The organism is Sandarakinorhabdus oryzae (assembly GCF_009733735.1).
In the GTDB taxonomy this organism is placed as follows: domain Bacteria; phylum Pseudomonadota; class Alphaproteobacteria; order Sphingomonadales; family Sphingomonadaceae; genus Sandarakinorhabdus; species Sandarakinorhabdus oryzae.
On record NZ_WNJP01000077.1, the window covers coordinates 1 to 12,916 of the forward strand.

Here is a 12,916-nt window from a genome sequence, read left to right on the forward strand (position 1 = left end):
CACCCAGCCTGCGGCCGCGCTCGCCGTCGCCGCACCGCCGGCCAGCGATGCCGTTGCCGCCCCGCTGGATGCCCCGCGCTCGCCCCTGTCAGACGCCGAACGCGAGGCCCGCCGGCTAGCCCGCTATGACAAGGATGATGATGGCGCGGTGAGCCGCGGCGAGTTTCTGGCCAACCGCAAGAAGTCGTTCGACAAGGCCGACGCCAACAAGGATGGCCGGCTGGATTTCGCCGAGTTCGCCGCGTCTACTGCAACGAAGTTCGCCCGTGCCGATCGCAATGCCGACGGGTCGCTCAGCGCCAGCGAGTTCGCGACCACGGCAGTGAAGCGCAAGACCAGGGCGGCCTGTGTGTGCCCGCCGCCGGGGGAGGAGTGACAGCCCTCAGGCCACCCGCATCCAGCCGGCCAGGTCGTCGCGCGCCCGCGCCACCAGGGCCGGCTTGCGCTGGTCCTTCTTCACCGGCGTCGCCAGCGGCGGGAACAGACCGAAATTGACGTTCATCGGCTGGAAGGTCGCAGCCTCCGCGCCGCCAGTGATGTGGTGGAGCAGGGCGCCCAGCGCCGTGGTGGCCGGCGGCGGCACCGGCGCCCGGCCCTGCCGTTCGGCAATGGCAAAGCGTGCCGCCATCAGCCCGACCGCGGCGGATTCGACATAGCCCTCGCAACCGGTGATCTGCCCGGCAAAGCGGATGCTGGGCCGCGCCTTCAGTCGCAGCGTTTCGTCCAGCAGCACCGGCGACTTGATGAAGGTGTTGCGGTGCAGGCCACCAAGGCGGGCGAATTGCGCGTCTTCCAGGCCCGGAATGGTGCGGAACACGCGCACCTGCTCAGAATGCTTCATCTTGGTCTGGAAACCCACCATGTTCCACAGCGTGCCGCTGGCATTGTCCTGCCTGAGCTGCACCACCGCCCAAGCGCGGCGGCCGGTGGCTGGGTTGGTCAGGCCCACCGGTTTCATCGGGCCAAAGCGCGGCGTGTTGCGGCCACGTTCGGCCATCACCTCGATCGGCATGCAGCCGTCGAAATAGGGCGTGTTGGCCTCCCACTCCTTGAAACTGGTCTTTTCCGCGCTGAGCAGCGCGTCGATGAAGCTTTCATACTGCTCCTTGTCCATCGGGCAGTTGAGATAATCCTTGGCGCCGCCCTTGTCCCAGCGTGACTGGAACCAGGCGACATCAAGATTGATGCTGTCGAAATGGATCACCGGCGCGATGGCATCGAAGAAGGCGAGGGCATCCTCGCCGGTCAGACCACGGATGGCTTCGGCCAGCGGCGTTGCCGTCAGCGGCCCGGTGGCGATGATCACGCTGTCCCAGTCTTCCGGTGGCAGGCCGGCGATCAGCTCGCGCACGATCGTCACATTGGGATGCGCGGCCAGTGCGGCGGTGACGCCGCCCGAAAACACGTCGCGGTCCACCGCCAGCGCCGATCCCGCCGGCACCCGCGCCTTGTCGGCCTCTCGCATGATGATGCTGCCCAGCGCCCGCATTTCCTGGTGGATCAGGCCGACAGCATTGTTGTCGGGATCATCGCTGCGGAAGCTGTTGGAGCAGACCAGTTCGGCCAGCCCGTCGGTCTTGTGCGCGTCGGTGCCGTGCACCCCGCGCATTTCGTGGATCACCACGGGCAGGCCGGCCTCGGCGATCTGCCAAGCCGCTTCCGATCCGGCGAGGCCGCCGCCGATGATGTGAATGGGGTTCGTCATGGCCCGCCCTATGCGTCAGGCCAGCACGATTATCCAGCGTCGGTGCCGCCCTGCGCCCAGCGCCGCGCGTCGTCGAGCGCGGATTCGGGGAAATAGCGCAACTCCGCGGGATAGAGCGGCGCCAGCAGCCGGATCAGCGGCCCGACCCAGCCCGAATCCGACACGATGGCGGCGCGGCGCAGGAAATCGCGGTGATGCAGGTGGAACACAAGGTCGCGCCACCAGACCTCCGGCGGCATCGGCCCCAGGCGGCGCACCACCTCGACGAAATCCAATTTGCTGTGGCGGGTCAGCAATTGGTCGACCGCAGTCACCACCGCTTCGTAATCGGTCCGGGTGATGGCGCCATCGACCACCACCTCCATAAAGCCGGCTTCGTCATCACAGGTCATGCTCAACATCGGCGCGCTCCTTCGCCGTCAGGGTGCCAAGCCCTTGGCGCATCGCAATAAGGGATGATGGCAATCGCGTGCCGCACTGCGGGAAGCGCCTCAACCTGCCTGCGAAAAATGCTGCGGCGCGGCAGAATGTCGCTCTTTGGCCTTCCCATGGCCCATGGTGGTCGCTATACCCCCGAGGGTCTGACGGCCGTGCGATGCCGTCCCTTTTGGAAGTGATCTTTATGCACGTGCGGCCAGTGTTCGGCCGGGCCCCTCAGCGGCATATCCGGCAGGGTTGAGTTCATGCCGAAATTGACCGTCGACGGGATCGAAGTGGAGGTGCCCAACGGCGCCACAGTGTTGCAGGCCTGCGAAGCGGCCGGCGCCGAAATTCCGCGTTTCTGCTATCACGAGCGCCTGTCTATCGCCGGCAATTGTCGCATGTGCCTGGTGGACATGGAAAAATCGCCCAAGCCTGTGGCCAGCTGCGCCATGCCGGCGGTCGATGGCCAGGTGATTCACACCACGACCGAACGGGTGAAGAAAGCCCGCGAAGGGGTGATGGAATTCCTACTGATCAACCACCCGCTGGATTGCCCGATTTGCGACCAGGGCGGTGAGTGCGACCTGCAGGATCAGGCCATGGCCTATGGCCGCGGCGCCAACCGCTATGAGGAAAACAAGCGGGCGGTGACCGAAAAATACATGGGTCCGCTGATCAAGACAGTGATGACCCGGTGCATCCATTGTACCCGCTGCGTGCGTTTCGCCGAAGAAGTTGCGGGCGTCGAGGAAATCGGCGCCATTGGCCGCGGCGAGTCGATGCAGATCACCAGCTATCTGGAAAAGGCCGTCACTTCCGAAGTGTCGGGCAATGTCATCGATCTGTGCCCGGTCGGCGCGCTCACCTCCAAGCCCTATGCCTTCCAGGCGCGGCCGTGGGAGCTGAAGAAGACCGATTCGATCGACGTGATGGATGCCATCGGCAGCAACATCGTCGTCGGCAGCCGCGGTGCCGCCGTGATGCGCGTGACGCCGCGCCTCAATGACGACGTCAACGAGGAATGGCTGGGCGACAAGGGCCGCTTTGCCGTTGATGGCCTGTCCGAACGCCGGCTCGACACGCCGTGGGTGCGGGTGAACGGCAAACTGCAAAAGGCCACTTGGGCCGAGGCCTTTGCTGCCATCGCCGCTGGCCTGAAGGACCTGAAGGGCGAGGAAATCGCCGGCATCGTGGGCGATTTGAATGCCGTGGAAGACATGGTGGCGCTGCGCGATCTGCTGGGGGCGCTGGGCTCCAACCGCATCGAATGCCGCCAGGATGGCGCGCTGTTCGACACGGGTGAACCGGCCAACTGGCTGTTCAACACCGGCCTGGCGGGCATCGAGACGGCGGACGCGATCCTGCTTGTCGGGACCAACCCGCGTTTCGAGGCCGCGCTGCTCAATGTGCGCTTGCGCAAGGCAGTGAAGAAGGGCGGCGCCAAGGCATTTGCCATTGGCCCGGCCACCGATCTGGCCTTCCCGGTCACCGAACTGGGTGATGATGCCGCGCTGTTGAGCGATCTGCCCGCCGAGATGATGGCCGCGTTTGCCAAGGCCGAACGCCCGGTGATCCTGGTCGGCATGGGCGCGCTGAAGACTCCCGGCCTCTATGCTGCCACCCGGGCGGCCGCGGCCAAGTTGGGCGTGGTGAAGGACGGCTGGAATGGCTTCAACCTTGTCCACACCGCGGCGGCCCGTGCTGGTGCGCTGCGGCTCGGCCTCGCCCTCGACGGCGGCGTCAACGCGCTGCTGGGCGACAGCAATGTGAAGGCGCTGTTCCTGCTCGGCGCCGATGAAGTCAACGTGATGTCTGGGCGCTTCACCGTCTATATCGGCACCCACGGCGATCATGGCGTGCGCCATGCCGACGTGATCCTGCCGGCCGCCGCCTACACCGAAAAGCCCGGCACCTGGGTCAATCTGGAAGGACGGGTGCAGCGTGCGCTCAAGGCAACGCAGCCGCCCGGTGATGCCCGCGAAGACTGGACGATCTTCCGCGCGCTCTCCTCGGTCCTCGGCCAGAAATTGCCCTATGACGATCTGTCGGCCCTCAGGCGCCGCATCGCCAGCGAGTGGCCCGATCTGGCCCGCGATGGCTTGATCGACCGCGCCGCGACGCTTCCGGCGATGGACGCGGCACCGGTGAAGGGTGCGCTGCACCACGCCTTCTCCAATTATCACCTCACCAACCCGGTGGCGCGCGCCAGTGGCACCATGGCCGCCTGCGTTTCCTCGCTGCTTGCTCCCGAAAGCCGGGAGGCTGCCGAATGACCTATACCGGCTGGTTCATCGAGCAGTTCGGGCAGGGCCTGGGCTGGTTCCTTGCCAATCTGACGCTGATCCTTGCCATCGCTTTCCCGGTGATGGTGGGCGTGGCGGTGGCCGTCTATGCCGATCGCAAGATCTGGGCGGCGATGCAGATGCGGCGCGGCCCCAACGTCGTCGGCCCGTTCGGCATCCTGCAGACCTTTGCCGACGCCGCGAAGCTGTTCCTGAAGGAAACCATCATCCCCACCGGCGCGTCGACCGGCGTGTTCCTGCTGGCGCCAATGATCAGCTTCACGCTGGCGCTCGTCGTCTGGGCGGTGATGCCGTTCGACGCCGGTCTCGTGCTGGCCGATCTCAACGTCGGCCTGCTCTACATCTTCGCCGTCTCCTCGATGGGCGTCTATGGCATCATCATGTCTGGCTGGGCGTCCAACTCCAAATATGCCTTCCTGGGGGGGCTGCGTTCGGCAGCGCAGATGGTCAGTTACGAAGTCTCGATGGGCTTCATCCTCGTCGCCGTCATGATGTACGCGCAGAGCCTCAACCTCTCCGACATCGTGATGAGCCAGAAGGCCAATGTGCTGGGCATATTGAACGGCAACATCTTCAATCCGTTGCTGTTCCCGATGGCGATCATTTTCTTCATCACGGCGCTGGCCGAAACCAATCGGCCGCCGTTCGATCTGCCCGAAGCCGAGGCCGAACTCGTTGCCGGCTACCAGGTCGAATATTCCAGCATGTCCTTCGCGCTCTTCTTCCTCGGCGAATATGCCAACATCCTCTTCATGTGCGCGCTGATCCCCACATTGTTCCTGGGTGGCTGGCTGCCGCCGCTCGATTGGGCGCCGCTCTACCTCATCCCCGGCTTCGTCTGGTTCCTCGCCAAGATGGCCTTCATGTTCTTCGTGTTCGCCTGGGTGAAGGCCACCGTGCCGCGCTACCGCTATGACCAGCTGATGCGGCTGGGCTGGAAGGTGTTCCTGCCGCTGTCGCTGTTCTGGGTGGTGGTCGTCTCGGGCTGGCTGATGTTCACCGGGCACTTTGCGGCGGTGCCGGCATGATCAGCTTGATCTCTCTGGCGCTGGCAGTGGGTTTACCGCGGACAACGGTTGAGTTGTTCAACTGTGACTTTGTTAGAGTCACTCGGTTTGATGCGAATGAAAAACCAGTTGTGGGTAAACGTCATCATCCATTGATGATATTTGTTCGCCGGCCAGTAAAGTTAGTTCCTATGGCAGACGTGTTTCCCATCAAGTTATTAGATCCGACTGGCTTCGTTAGCCCGGGTGTTTCACAGGCGTTTATAAGTAGCGACGGCGGGACGATTTTTCGAGTTCGCCGACCAAGATCCAGTAATTTGGACATCCTCGTCAAAGCGCCTGCAAATGGCAAGCAGGGCCGCGAAGCGTGGGTTTTGCCGAAGGAGCTGCCGAAGGACATGACCAAGCCATTTCCTGAGCATGCTCCGATGTTCGTTGGCGTCTGCAACACCGGTGTCGGTACTGCTGTTGAAAAAATGCTTGGGGCATCACGATGACCGCGCTGCTCCGCTCCGCCAAGTCGTTGCTGTTGCTGGAGTTCATCTCCGGCCTGTGGCTGACCTTGCGCTATTTCTTCCGTCCCAAGGCCACGCTCAACTACCCGTTCGAAAAGGGCCCGGTGTCCCCACGCTTCCGCGGTGAGCATGCGTTGCGCCGGTACCCGAATGGCGAGGAACGCTGCATCGCCTGCAAATTGTGCGAGGCCGTCTGCCCAGCGCAGGCCATCACCATCGAAGCCGAGCCGCGCGAAGACGGCAGCCGCCGCACCACCCGCTACGACATCGACATGACCAAGTGCATCTATTGCGGCCTGTGCCAGGAGGCCTGCCCGGTCGATGCCATCGTCGAGACGCCGAACTTCGAATTTTCGACCGAGACCCGCGAAGAGCTGATCTACGACAAGGCCAAGCTGCTCGCGAACGGTGAGAAGTGGGAACGCGCCATCGCCAGCAACATCGCTGCAGATAGTGAGTGGCGCTGACATGGCCGCGTTTGCCTTCTACCTCTTCTCTGGCCTGCTGCTCACCAGCGGCCTGATGGTGATCACCGCGAAGAACCCGGTGCACTCGGTGCTCTGGCTGATCCTCGCCTTCTTCAACGCGGCCGGCTTGTTCATCCTGCTCGGCGCCGAGTTTCTCGCGATGCTGCTGGTCATCGTCTATGTCGGCGCAGTGGCGGTGCTGTTCCTGTTCGTCGTCATGATGCTCGACATTGATTTCAAGGCGTTGAAGCGCGGCACCATGCAGAATCTGCCGTTGGGCCTCGCGGTTTCGGGCGTGATCCTGGCTGAACTGCTGCTGATCGGCACCGGCTGGCAGCCCGGCCAGGGCGTCATCGTCCACGAAGCGTTGGCCGGGCCGCCGGTGGGCATGAGCAACACCCAGTGGATCGGCAGCCAGCTCTACACCCGTTATGTCTTCGTGTTCTCGATGGCCGGGCTGCTGCTGCTGGCCGCCATGATTGGCGCCATCGTGCTCACCCATCGCCGCCGCGTCGGCATCAAGAAACAGGATATTGCCGTGCAGAACGCGCGCACGCCGGCCGGCACCCTTGGCATTGGCAAGGCTGGTCTGGGCCAGGGGGTGGATTTGTGATCGGCCTCACCCACTATCTTGCCGTTTCGGCGGCGCTGTTCGTGATGGGCGTGTTCGGCATTTTCCTCAATCGCCGCAACATCATCATCATCCTGATGGCGCTGGAACTGATCCTGCTCGCGGTGAACATCAACCTCGTCGCTTTCTCGGCTTTCCTGCACCAGGTCCACGGCCAGATCTTCGCGATGTTCGTGCTCACCGTCGCCGCCGGTGAGGCCGCCATTGGCCTCGCCATCCTGGTGATCTATTTCCGCAACCGCGGCACGGTGGCGGTTGATCAAGCCGACCTGATGAAGGGCTGATGATGATCCAGCTCCTCGTCTTCCTGCCGCTCTTGACCGCGCTTGTCGCCGGCTTGGGTGGCCGCGCCATCGGCCACACCGCCGCCAAGGCGATCACCACCGGCGGCCTCTTCGTGTCGGCCGCACTGGCGTGGACGATCTTCATCGGCTTCTGGCTCAACGATAGCGCCGGCTACACCGTGCCCGTGCTCGACTGGATCGAGAGCGGCAATCTTTCCGTCCACTGGGCGCTGAAGGTCGATACGCTCACCGCGGTCATGCTGGTCGTCGTCACCAGCGTCTCGGCGCTCGTCCACCTCTACAGCTGGGGATATATGGAAGAAGACCCGTCGCAGAGCCGGTTCTTCGCCTATCTGTCGCTGTTCACCTTCGCCATGCTGATGCTGGTGACGGCCGACAACCTTGTTCAGATGTTCTTCGGCTGGGAGGGGGTGGGCCTCGCCTCCTACCTGCTCATTGGCTTCTGGTATCACAAGCCCTCGGCCAACGCGGCGGCCATCAAGGCCTTCGTGGTCAACCGCGTCGGCGATTTCGGCTTCAGCCTCGGTATTTTCGGCACCTTCCTGGTGTTCGGCACCGTCTCCCTCGACGCCATCCTGGCCGCCGTGCCGCAGCACAGCGGCCAGACGTTCAGCTTCCTCGGCTCACAGGTCGATGTGATGACCTGCCTGTGCCTGCTGCTGTTCGTTGGCGCCTGTGGGAAGTCCGCGCAGTTGGGCCTGCACACCTGGCTGCCCGACGCCATGGAAGGCCCCACACCGGTTTCCGCGCTGATCCACGCCGCCACAATGGTGACCGCCGGCGTGTTCATGGTCTGCCGCCTGTCACCCATGTTCGAAGCCAGCCCGACCGCCCAAGCCGTCGTCTGCGTGGTCGGCGCCTGCACGGCGCTGTTCGCCGCCACGGTTGGCATGGTGCAGTACGACATCAAGCGGGTTATCGCCTATTCGACCTGTTCCCAGCTCGGCTACATGTTCTTCGCCGCCGGCAGCGGTGCCTATGGCGCGGCCATGTTCCACCTGTTCACCCACGCCTTCTTCAAGGCGCTGCTGTTCCTCGGCGCCGGCTCGGTGATCCACGCCATGCACCATGAGCAGGACATGCGCTTCTATGGCGGCCTGCGTCGCCACATCCCCATCACCTTCTGGATGATGACGATCGGCACGCTGGCGCTCACCGGCTTCTTCTTCACGGCCGGCTATTATTCGAAGGACGCCATCCTGGAAGCCGCCTTTGCCAGCGGCACCAGCCATGGCACATTCGCCTTCTTCGTTGGCGCGATCGTGGCGGCGCTGACCAGCTTCTATTCGTGGCGGCTGGTGTTCCTCACCTTCTTCGGCCAGCCGCGCTGGGCCGGCAGCGAGCACATCCAGCACGCCGCGCATGGTGATCATGGCCATGACGATCATCACGCGCATGATCATGACGCGCAAGATGACGGCACCGCCGGTTATCACCCGCACGAAAGCCCGCTGTCGATGCTGATCCCGCTGTTCGTGCTCGGCACCGGCGCGCTGCTGGCCGGCCTGGTCTGGCACGAGAAGTTCGTGGGCGCCGAAGAAGGTGCCGGTTTCTGGCGCGGCAGCCTCGCCTTCCGCGAGCATCTGATGCACGCCATGCACGAAGTGCCGGCCTGGGTGGTGTGGACGCCGTCGGTCGCCTTCTTCCTCGGCCTCGGCCTTGCCTGGCATGTTTATCTGGGCAAGCCGTCGATCCCGAAATGGTGGCAGAACGAAGTGCCCGGGCTCTACCAGTTCCTGCTCAGGAAATGGTATTTCGATGAGCTGTACGACGCGCTGTTCGTGAAGCCGGCGCTTTGGTTAGGCCGCCTCTTCTGGACGCGTGGTGACCAGCAGACGATTGATCGTTTTGGCCCCAATGGCGCAGCCGACGTGGTAGTGGTTGGCGCTGGTCTCGCCCGGCGCTTCCAGTCCGGATATGTCTATAGCTACGCACTGGTGATGCTGGTCGGCCTCGCCGCCGCTGCCGCCTGGATGATGCGCTGATGCCGATCCTGTCTCTCATGATCTTGCTGCCGGTGGTGGCAGCCCTGGTGGTGGCAACGCTGCCCGGCGGCGACGACGAACGCGCCGGCCGCGCGCGCGTGGTGGCGCTGGCCACCACGCTGGTCGAATTCGTCGCCGGTATCTGGCTGTGGACGCAGTTCGATCAGACGACGCCTGCGTTCCAGTTCACCGAGGATCTGCCGCTGTTCGCGCCCTTCGTCAGTTGGTCGCTGGGCATAGACGGCATCGCGCTGATGCTGATCGAGCTGTCGGTGTTCCTGATGCCATTGTGCATCCTCGCCAGCTGGACCAGCGTCAAGAAGCGCGTGCCGGAGTACATGGCGGCGTTCCTGCTGATGGAAGCGCTGATGGTCGGGACGTTTGCCGCCCGCGACATGTTCCTGTTCTACCTGTTCTTCGAAGGTGGCCTGATCCCGATGTTCCTGATCATCGGCATCTGGGGCGGCGCGCGGCGCATCTATGCGTCGTACAAATTCTTCCTCTACACGCTGCTGGGTTCGGTGCTGATGCTCGTCGCCATGCTGTGGATGGTGAATTTCGCTGGCTCGGCCGACATCGGCGTCCTGAGCAAGACCGATTTCCCGAAAGAGGCCCAGTTCTGGCTGTTCCTCGCCTTCTTCGCCTCCTTTGCGGTGAAAATGCCGATGTGGCCGGTGCACACCTGGCTGCCCGATGCCCACGTCGAAGCGCCCACGGCCGGCTCCGTCATCCTCGCCGGCGTGCTGCTGAAACTTGGTGGCTATGGCTTCATCCGCTTTTCGCTGCCGATGTTCCCCGATGCCAGCGCGCAACTGATCTGGCTGGTGTTCGGCCTGTCGATGGTGGCGGTGGTTTACACCAGTCTTGTCGCACTGGTGCAGCAGGACATGAAGAAGCTGATTGCCTATTCGTCCGTTGCCCATATGGCCTTCGTCACCGGCGGACTGTTCGCGCTCAACACCCAGGGCCTGGAAGGCGCGATGGTGATGATGCTGTCTCACGGCCTCGTCTCGGGCGCGTTGTTCCTGTGCGTCGGCGTGATCTATGATCGGCTGCACACCCGTGAGATCAGCCGCTATGGCGGCCTGGCAGACACCATGCCCCAATATGCCCTGGCGCTGCTGTTCTTCACCATGGCCAGCGTCGGCCTGCCGGCCACCTCGGGCTTCGTCGCCGAATTCCTGGTGCTCCTGGGCCTCTACCAGACCAGCACCTGGGCCACCTTCGTGCTCACCACCGGCATCATCCTTGGCGCCGGCTACATGCTCTGGCTTTACGCCCGGGTCGCCTATGGCAAGGCCGCCGGTGACGACACGCGCGCCATGCCGGATCTCAACGCGCGAGAGATCGCCATCCTCGCCCCGATCATCCTCGCCACGCTGTGGATGGGCGTTTATCCCAAGAGCTTCCAGCAGCCGATGAAGCCGGCCATCGCAGCCGTCGTCGCCCGCCTGGAGGGCCGCGAACTCGCCACCGTGCCGACCGACATGACATTGTCGCCCGTGCTGCCGGCGCTGGAAAGCCCGGCCAAGGCCGCAGAGAGCCACCACTGATGAACCCGATCTTCGCCTCCATCGCCATCGCCGGCCCGGAAACCGTGCTCACGCTCGGCAGCCTCGCCGCGCTGATGCTTGGCACTTTCACGGGGAAGGCCGAGAATGGATCACGTGCGCTCACCGTCACCAGCCTGTTCGCGGTGGCAATTCTCGCCCTGGCCGGTTTCACCCTGCTCGATGCGCCCGCCGGCATGGCCCGCGCCTTCGACGGGCTTTATGTCGCTGACAGTTTTTCGGCCTTTCTGAAGGTCATCATTCTCGCCGCATCCGCTGCCTCGGTGCTGCTCGCCTTGCCCTGGCTGAACGAAAGCGGGTCCGGGCGTTTCGAGTATCCGGTGCTGATGCTGCTGGCGACGCTTGGCCTTGCCATCATGGTGTCGGCCAATGATCTGCTCACCCTCTACATCGGTCTCGAACTGGCCGCGCTGCCCTCCTATGTGCTGGCCGCCTTTCACCGCCAGGATGACCGTTCCGCTGAAGCTGGCCTCAAATATTTCGTGCTGGGCGCGCTGGCCTCGGGCATCCTGCTCTATGGCGTCACTCTGATCTACGGCTTCTCCGGCTCCACCCAGCTCGATCAGATCGCCGCGGTTGTCGGCGGCCAGACGGAACGCTCGCTCGGCCTGTTGTTTGGCATCGTCTTCATCCTTGCCGGCCTGGCCTTCAAGGTCTCCGCCGTGCCTTTCCACATGTGGACACCCGACGTCTATGAAGGCGCGCCAACGCCGGTTGCCGCCTTCTTCTCGGCTGCGCCAAAGGCCGCCGCCTTGGGCCTGATGGCGCGCGTGCTGGTCGTCGCCTTCCCCGGCAAGGTCGCGGCTGATTGGCAGCAGATCCTGATCTTTATTTCGATCGCCTCGATGGTGCTGGGCGCGGTGGCCGCCGTGGCACAGACCAACATCAAGCGCCTGCTGGCCTATTCGTCGATCGCCAACATCGGCTTCGCGCTTGTCGGCCTAACCCCCGGCACGCCCGCCGGCATTTCGGCACTGCTGTTCTATGTCTCGGTCTATGTCGCGATGACGCTGGGCAGCTTTCTGGTGGTGCTGCAGCTGCGCCGCCCCGATGGCAGCCCGGTTGAGACCATGGCCGATTTCGCCGGCCTGTCGAAGACGCAGCCCAGGCTCGCTGCCGCGCTCGCCATCTTCATGTTCAGCCTCGCCGGCATTCCACCCTTGCTCGGCTTCTGGCCCAAGTTCGCGGTGTTCCAGGCCGCCATCGGCTCTGGCCTGATCGCGCTGGCCATCATCGGCTTCATCGCCTCGGTCATCGCCGCCTTCTATTATCTCAGGCTGATCAAGATCATGTATTTCGACGAGCCGGCGGTTGCGGTGGCCAGCGAGGGCAGCGCCGTCAATGGCGCCATGATCGCCGCCTGTGCGCTGTTTTGCTCGCCCGTTGGCATGCTGGCGATCTCGCCGCTGGTGGCTGCCACCGCGCAGGCCGCCGCTGCCCTGTTCCCGGCCTGATGGACGCTGAATTCACCCACCTTGCCGAGGTGGGATCGACCAATGACTGGTTGCTCGCCCGCGCCGACGCGCTGCCCGACGGCCATTGGGTGATCACCGACCGCCAGACCGCCGGGCGCGGCCGCCGCGGCCGGTTGTGGAATGATGGCAGCGACAACTTCATGGGCAGCGTGCTGGTCAAGGCCGATGGCCAGGTCCAGCAACTCAGTTTCGTCGTTGCGCTGGCCCTGCACGATGCCCTGGCTGTGCTCACCGGCAAGCCGGCGCGATTTGCCCTGAAATGGCCCAACGACGTGCTCCTCGATGCCACAAAATGCTCCGGCATCCTGCTTGAACGCCAGGGTGCGGCGCTGGTCATCGGCATCGGCGTCAATCTCGCCCACCACCCGGAGGGCACCGAGCGCCCCGCCACCAGCCTCGCCGCCGCCGGTTTGCCCGTGCCGGCCCCGACCGCTCTGCTCGATCAGCTGGCACCCGCCTTCGCCCATTGGCGCGGTGTCTGGGCGGCGCAGGGCTTCGCACCGATCCGCGCCGCCTGGCTGGCGCGCGC

General features: G+C 64.2%; 13 protein-coding genes. 11 read left to right on the top strand and 2 right to left on the bottom strand.

Going from position 1 to position 12,916, the window contains the following annotated elements; translation table 11 throughout:
- Positions 1–376, top strand: a 376-nt coding sequence (locus GJ693_RS09050) for an EF-hand domain-containing protein (protein WP_156255985.1), incomplete at its 5' end; no start/stop codon positions are given.
- A 6-nt stretch (positions 377–382) separates the two neighbouring features.
- On the opposite strand, the gene trmFO is transcribed toward GJ693_RS09050, so the two are convergent.
- Both trmFO and GJ693_RS09060 read right to left on the bottom strand, forming a co-directional pair.
- On the bottom strand, positions 383–1,705 hold the full coding sequence (trmFO, locus tag GJ693_RS09055; protein ID WP_156255986.1) for a methylenetetrahydrofolate--tRNA-(uracil(54)-C(5))-methyltransferase (FADH(2)-oxidizing) TrmFO: 1,323 nt from the start codon (positions 1,703–1,705) through the stop codon (positions 383–385).
- Between the two features lie 29 nt (positions 1,706–1,734).
- The gene (locus GJ693_RS09060) at positions 1,735–2,106 is read right to left on the bottom strand and encodes a SpoIIAA family protein (RefSeq protein WP_156255987.1); all 372 of its coding nucleotides are present in this window, start codon (positions 2,104–2,106) and stop codon (positions 1,735–1,737) included.
- Positions 2,107–2,388: 282 nt separating this feature from the next.
- Between GJ693_RS09060 and nuoG the strand changes: the two genes are divergently transcribed.
- The 10 genes from nuoG to GJ693_RS09110 all read left to right on the top strand — a co-directional run.
- Positions 2,389–4,401, top strand: a complete 2,013-nt coding sequence (nuoG, locus tag GJ693_RS09065; RefSeq protein WP_156255988.1) for an NADH-quinone oxidoreductase subunit NuoG — start codon at positions 2,389–2,391, stop codon at positions 4,399–4,401.
- The gene (gene nuoH / locus GJ693_RS09070) at positions 4,398–5,459 is read left to right on the top strand and encodes an NADH-quinone oxidoreductase subunit NuoH (RefSeq protein WP_156255989.1); all 1,062 of its coding nucleotides are present in this window, start codon (positions 4,398–4,400) and stop codon (positions 5,457–5,459) included. The genes nuoG and nuoH overlap by 4 nt, the downstream gene beginning before the upstream one ends.
- Positions 5,456–5,935, top strand: a complete 480-nt coding sequence (locus tag GJ693_RS09075; protein ID WP_156255990.1) for a hypothetical protein — start codon at positions 5,456–5,458, stop codon at positions 5,933–5,935. The genes nuoH and GJ693_RS09075 overlap by 4 nt, the downstream gene beginning before the upstream one ends.
- Positions 5,932–6,420, top strand: coding sequence for an NADH-quinone oxidoreductase subunit NuoI (nuoI, locus tag GJ693_RS09080; RefSeq protein ID WP_156255991.1), 489 nt, complete (start codon positions 5,932–5,934; stop codon positions 6,418–6,420). Before GJ693_RS09075 ends, nuoI begins: the two co-directional genes overlap by 4 nt.
- A gap of 1 nt (position 6,421) precedes the next feature.
- Complete coding sequence (locus GJ693_RS09085) at positions 6,422–7,033, top strand: NADH-quinone oxidoreductase subunit J (RefSeq protein WP_156255992.1); 612 nt, start codon at positions 6,422–6,424, stop codon at positions 7,031–7,033.
- Positions 7,030–7,335 (top strand): NADH-quinone oxidoreductase subunit NuoK, encoded by a 306-nt coding sequence (gene nuoK / locus GJ693_RS09090; protein WP_156255993.1) that lies wholly within the window; start codon positions 7,030–7,032, stop codon positions 7,333–7,335. The genes GJ693_RS09085 and nuoK overlap by 4 nt, the downstream gene beginning before the upstream one ends.
- Positions 7,336–7,337: 2 nt before the next feature.
- Positions 7,338–9,341, top strand: coding sequence for an NADH-quinone oxidoreductase subunit L (gene nuoL / locus GJ693_RS09095; RefSeq protein WP_156255997.1), 2,004 nt, complete (start codon positions 7,338–7,340; stop codon positions 9,339–9,341).
- Entirely contained in the window at positions 9,341–10,894 is a 1,554-nt protein-coding gene (locus tag GJ693_RS09100) for an NADH-quinone oxidoreductase subunit M (RefSeq protein WP_156255994.1), read from the top strand. Before nuoL ends, GJ693_RS09100 begins: the two co-directional genes overlap by 1 nt.
- Positions 10,894–12,366, top strand: a complete 1,473-nt coding sequence (gene nuoN / locus GJ693_RS09105; RefSeq protein WP_156255995.1) for an NADH-quinone oxidoreductase subunit NuoN — start codon at positions 10,894–10,896, stop codon at positions 12,364–12,366. Before GJ693_RS09100 ends, nuoN begins: the two co-directional genes overlap by 1 nt.
- A partial coding sequence (locus GJ693_RS09110; protein WP_156255996.1) for a biotin--[acetyl-CoA-carboxylase] ligase occupies positions 12,366–12,916 on the top strand: 551 nt, incomplete at its 3' end. The genes nuoN and GJ693_RS09110, both read left to right, overlap by 1 nt.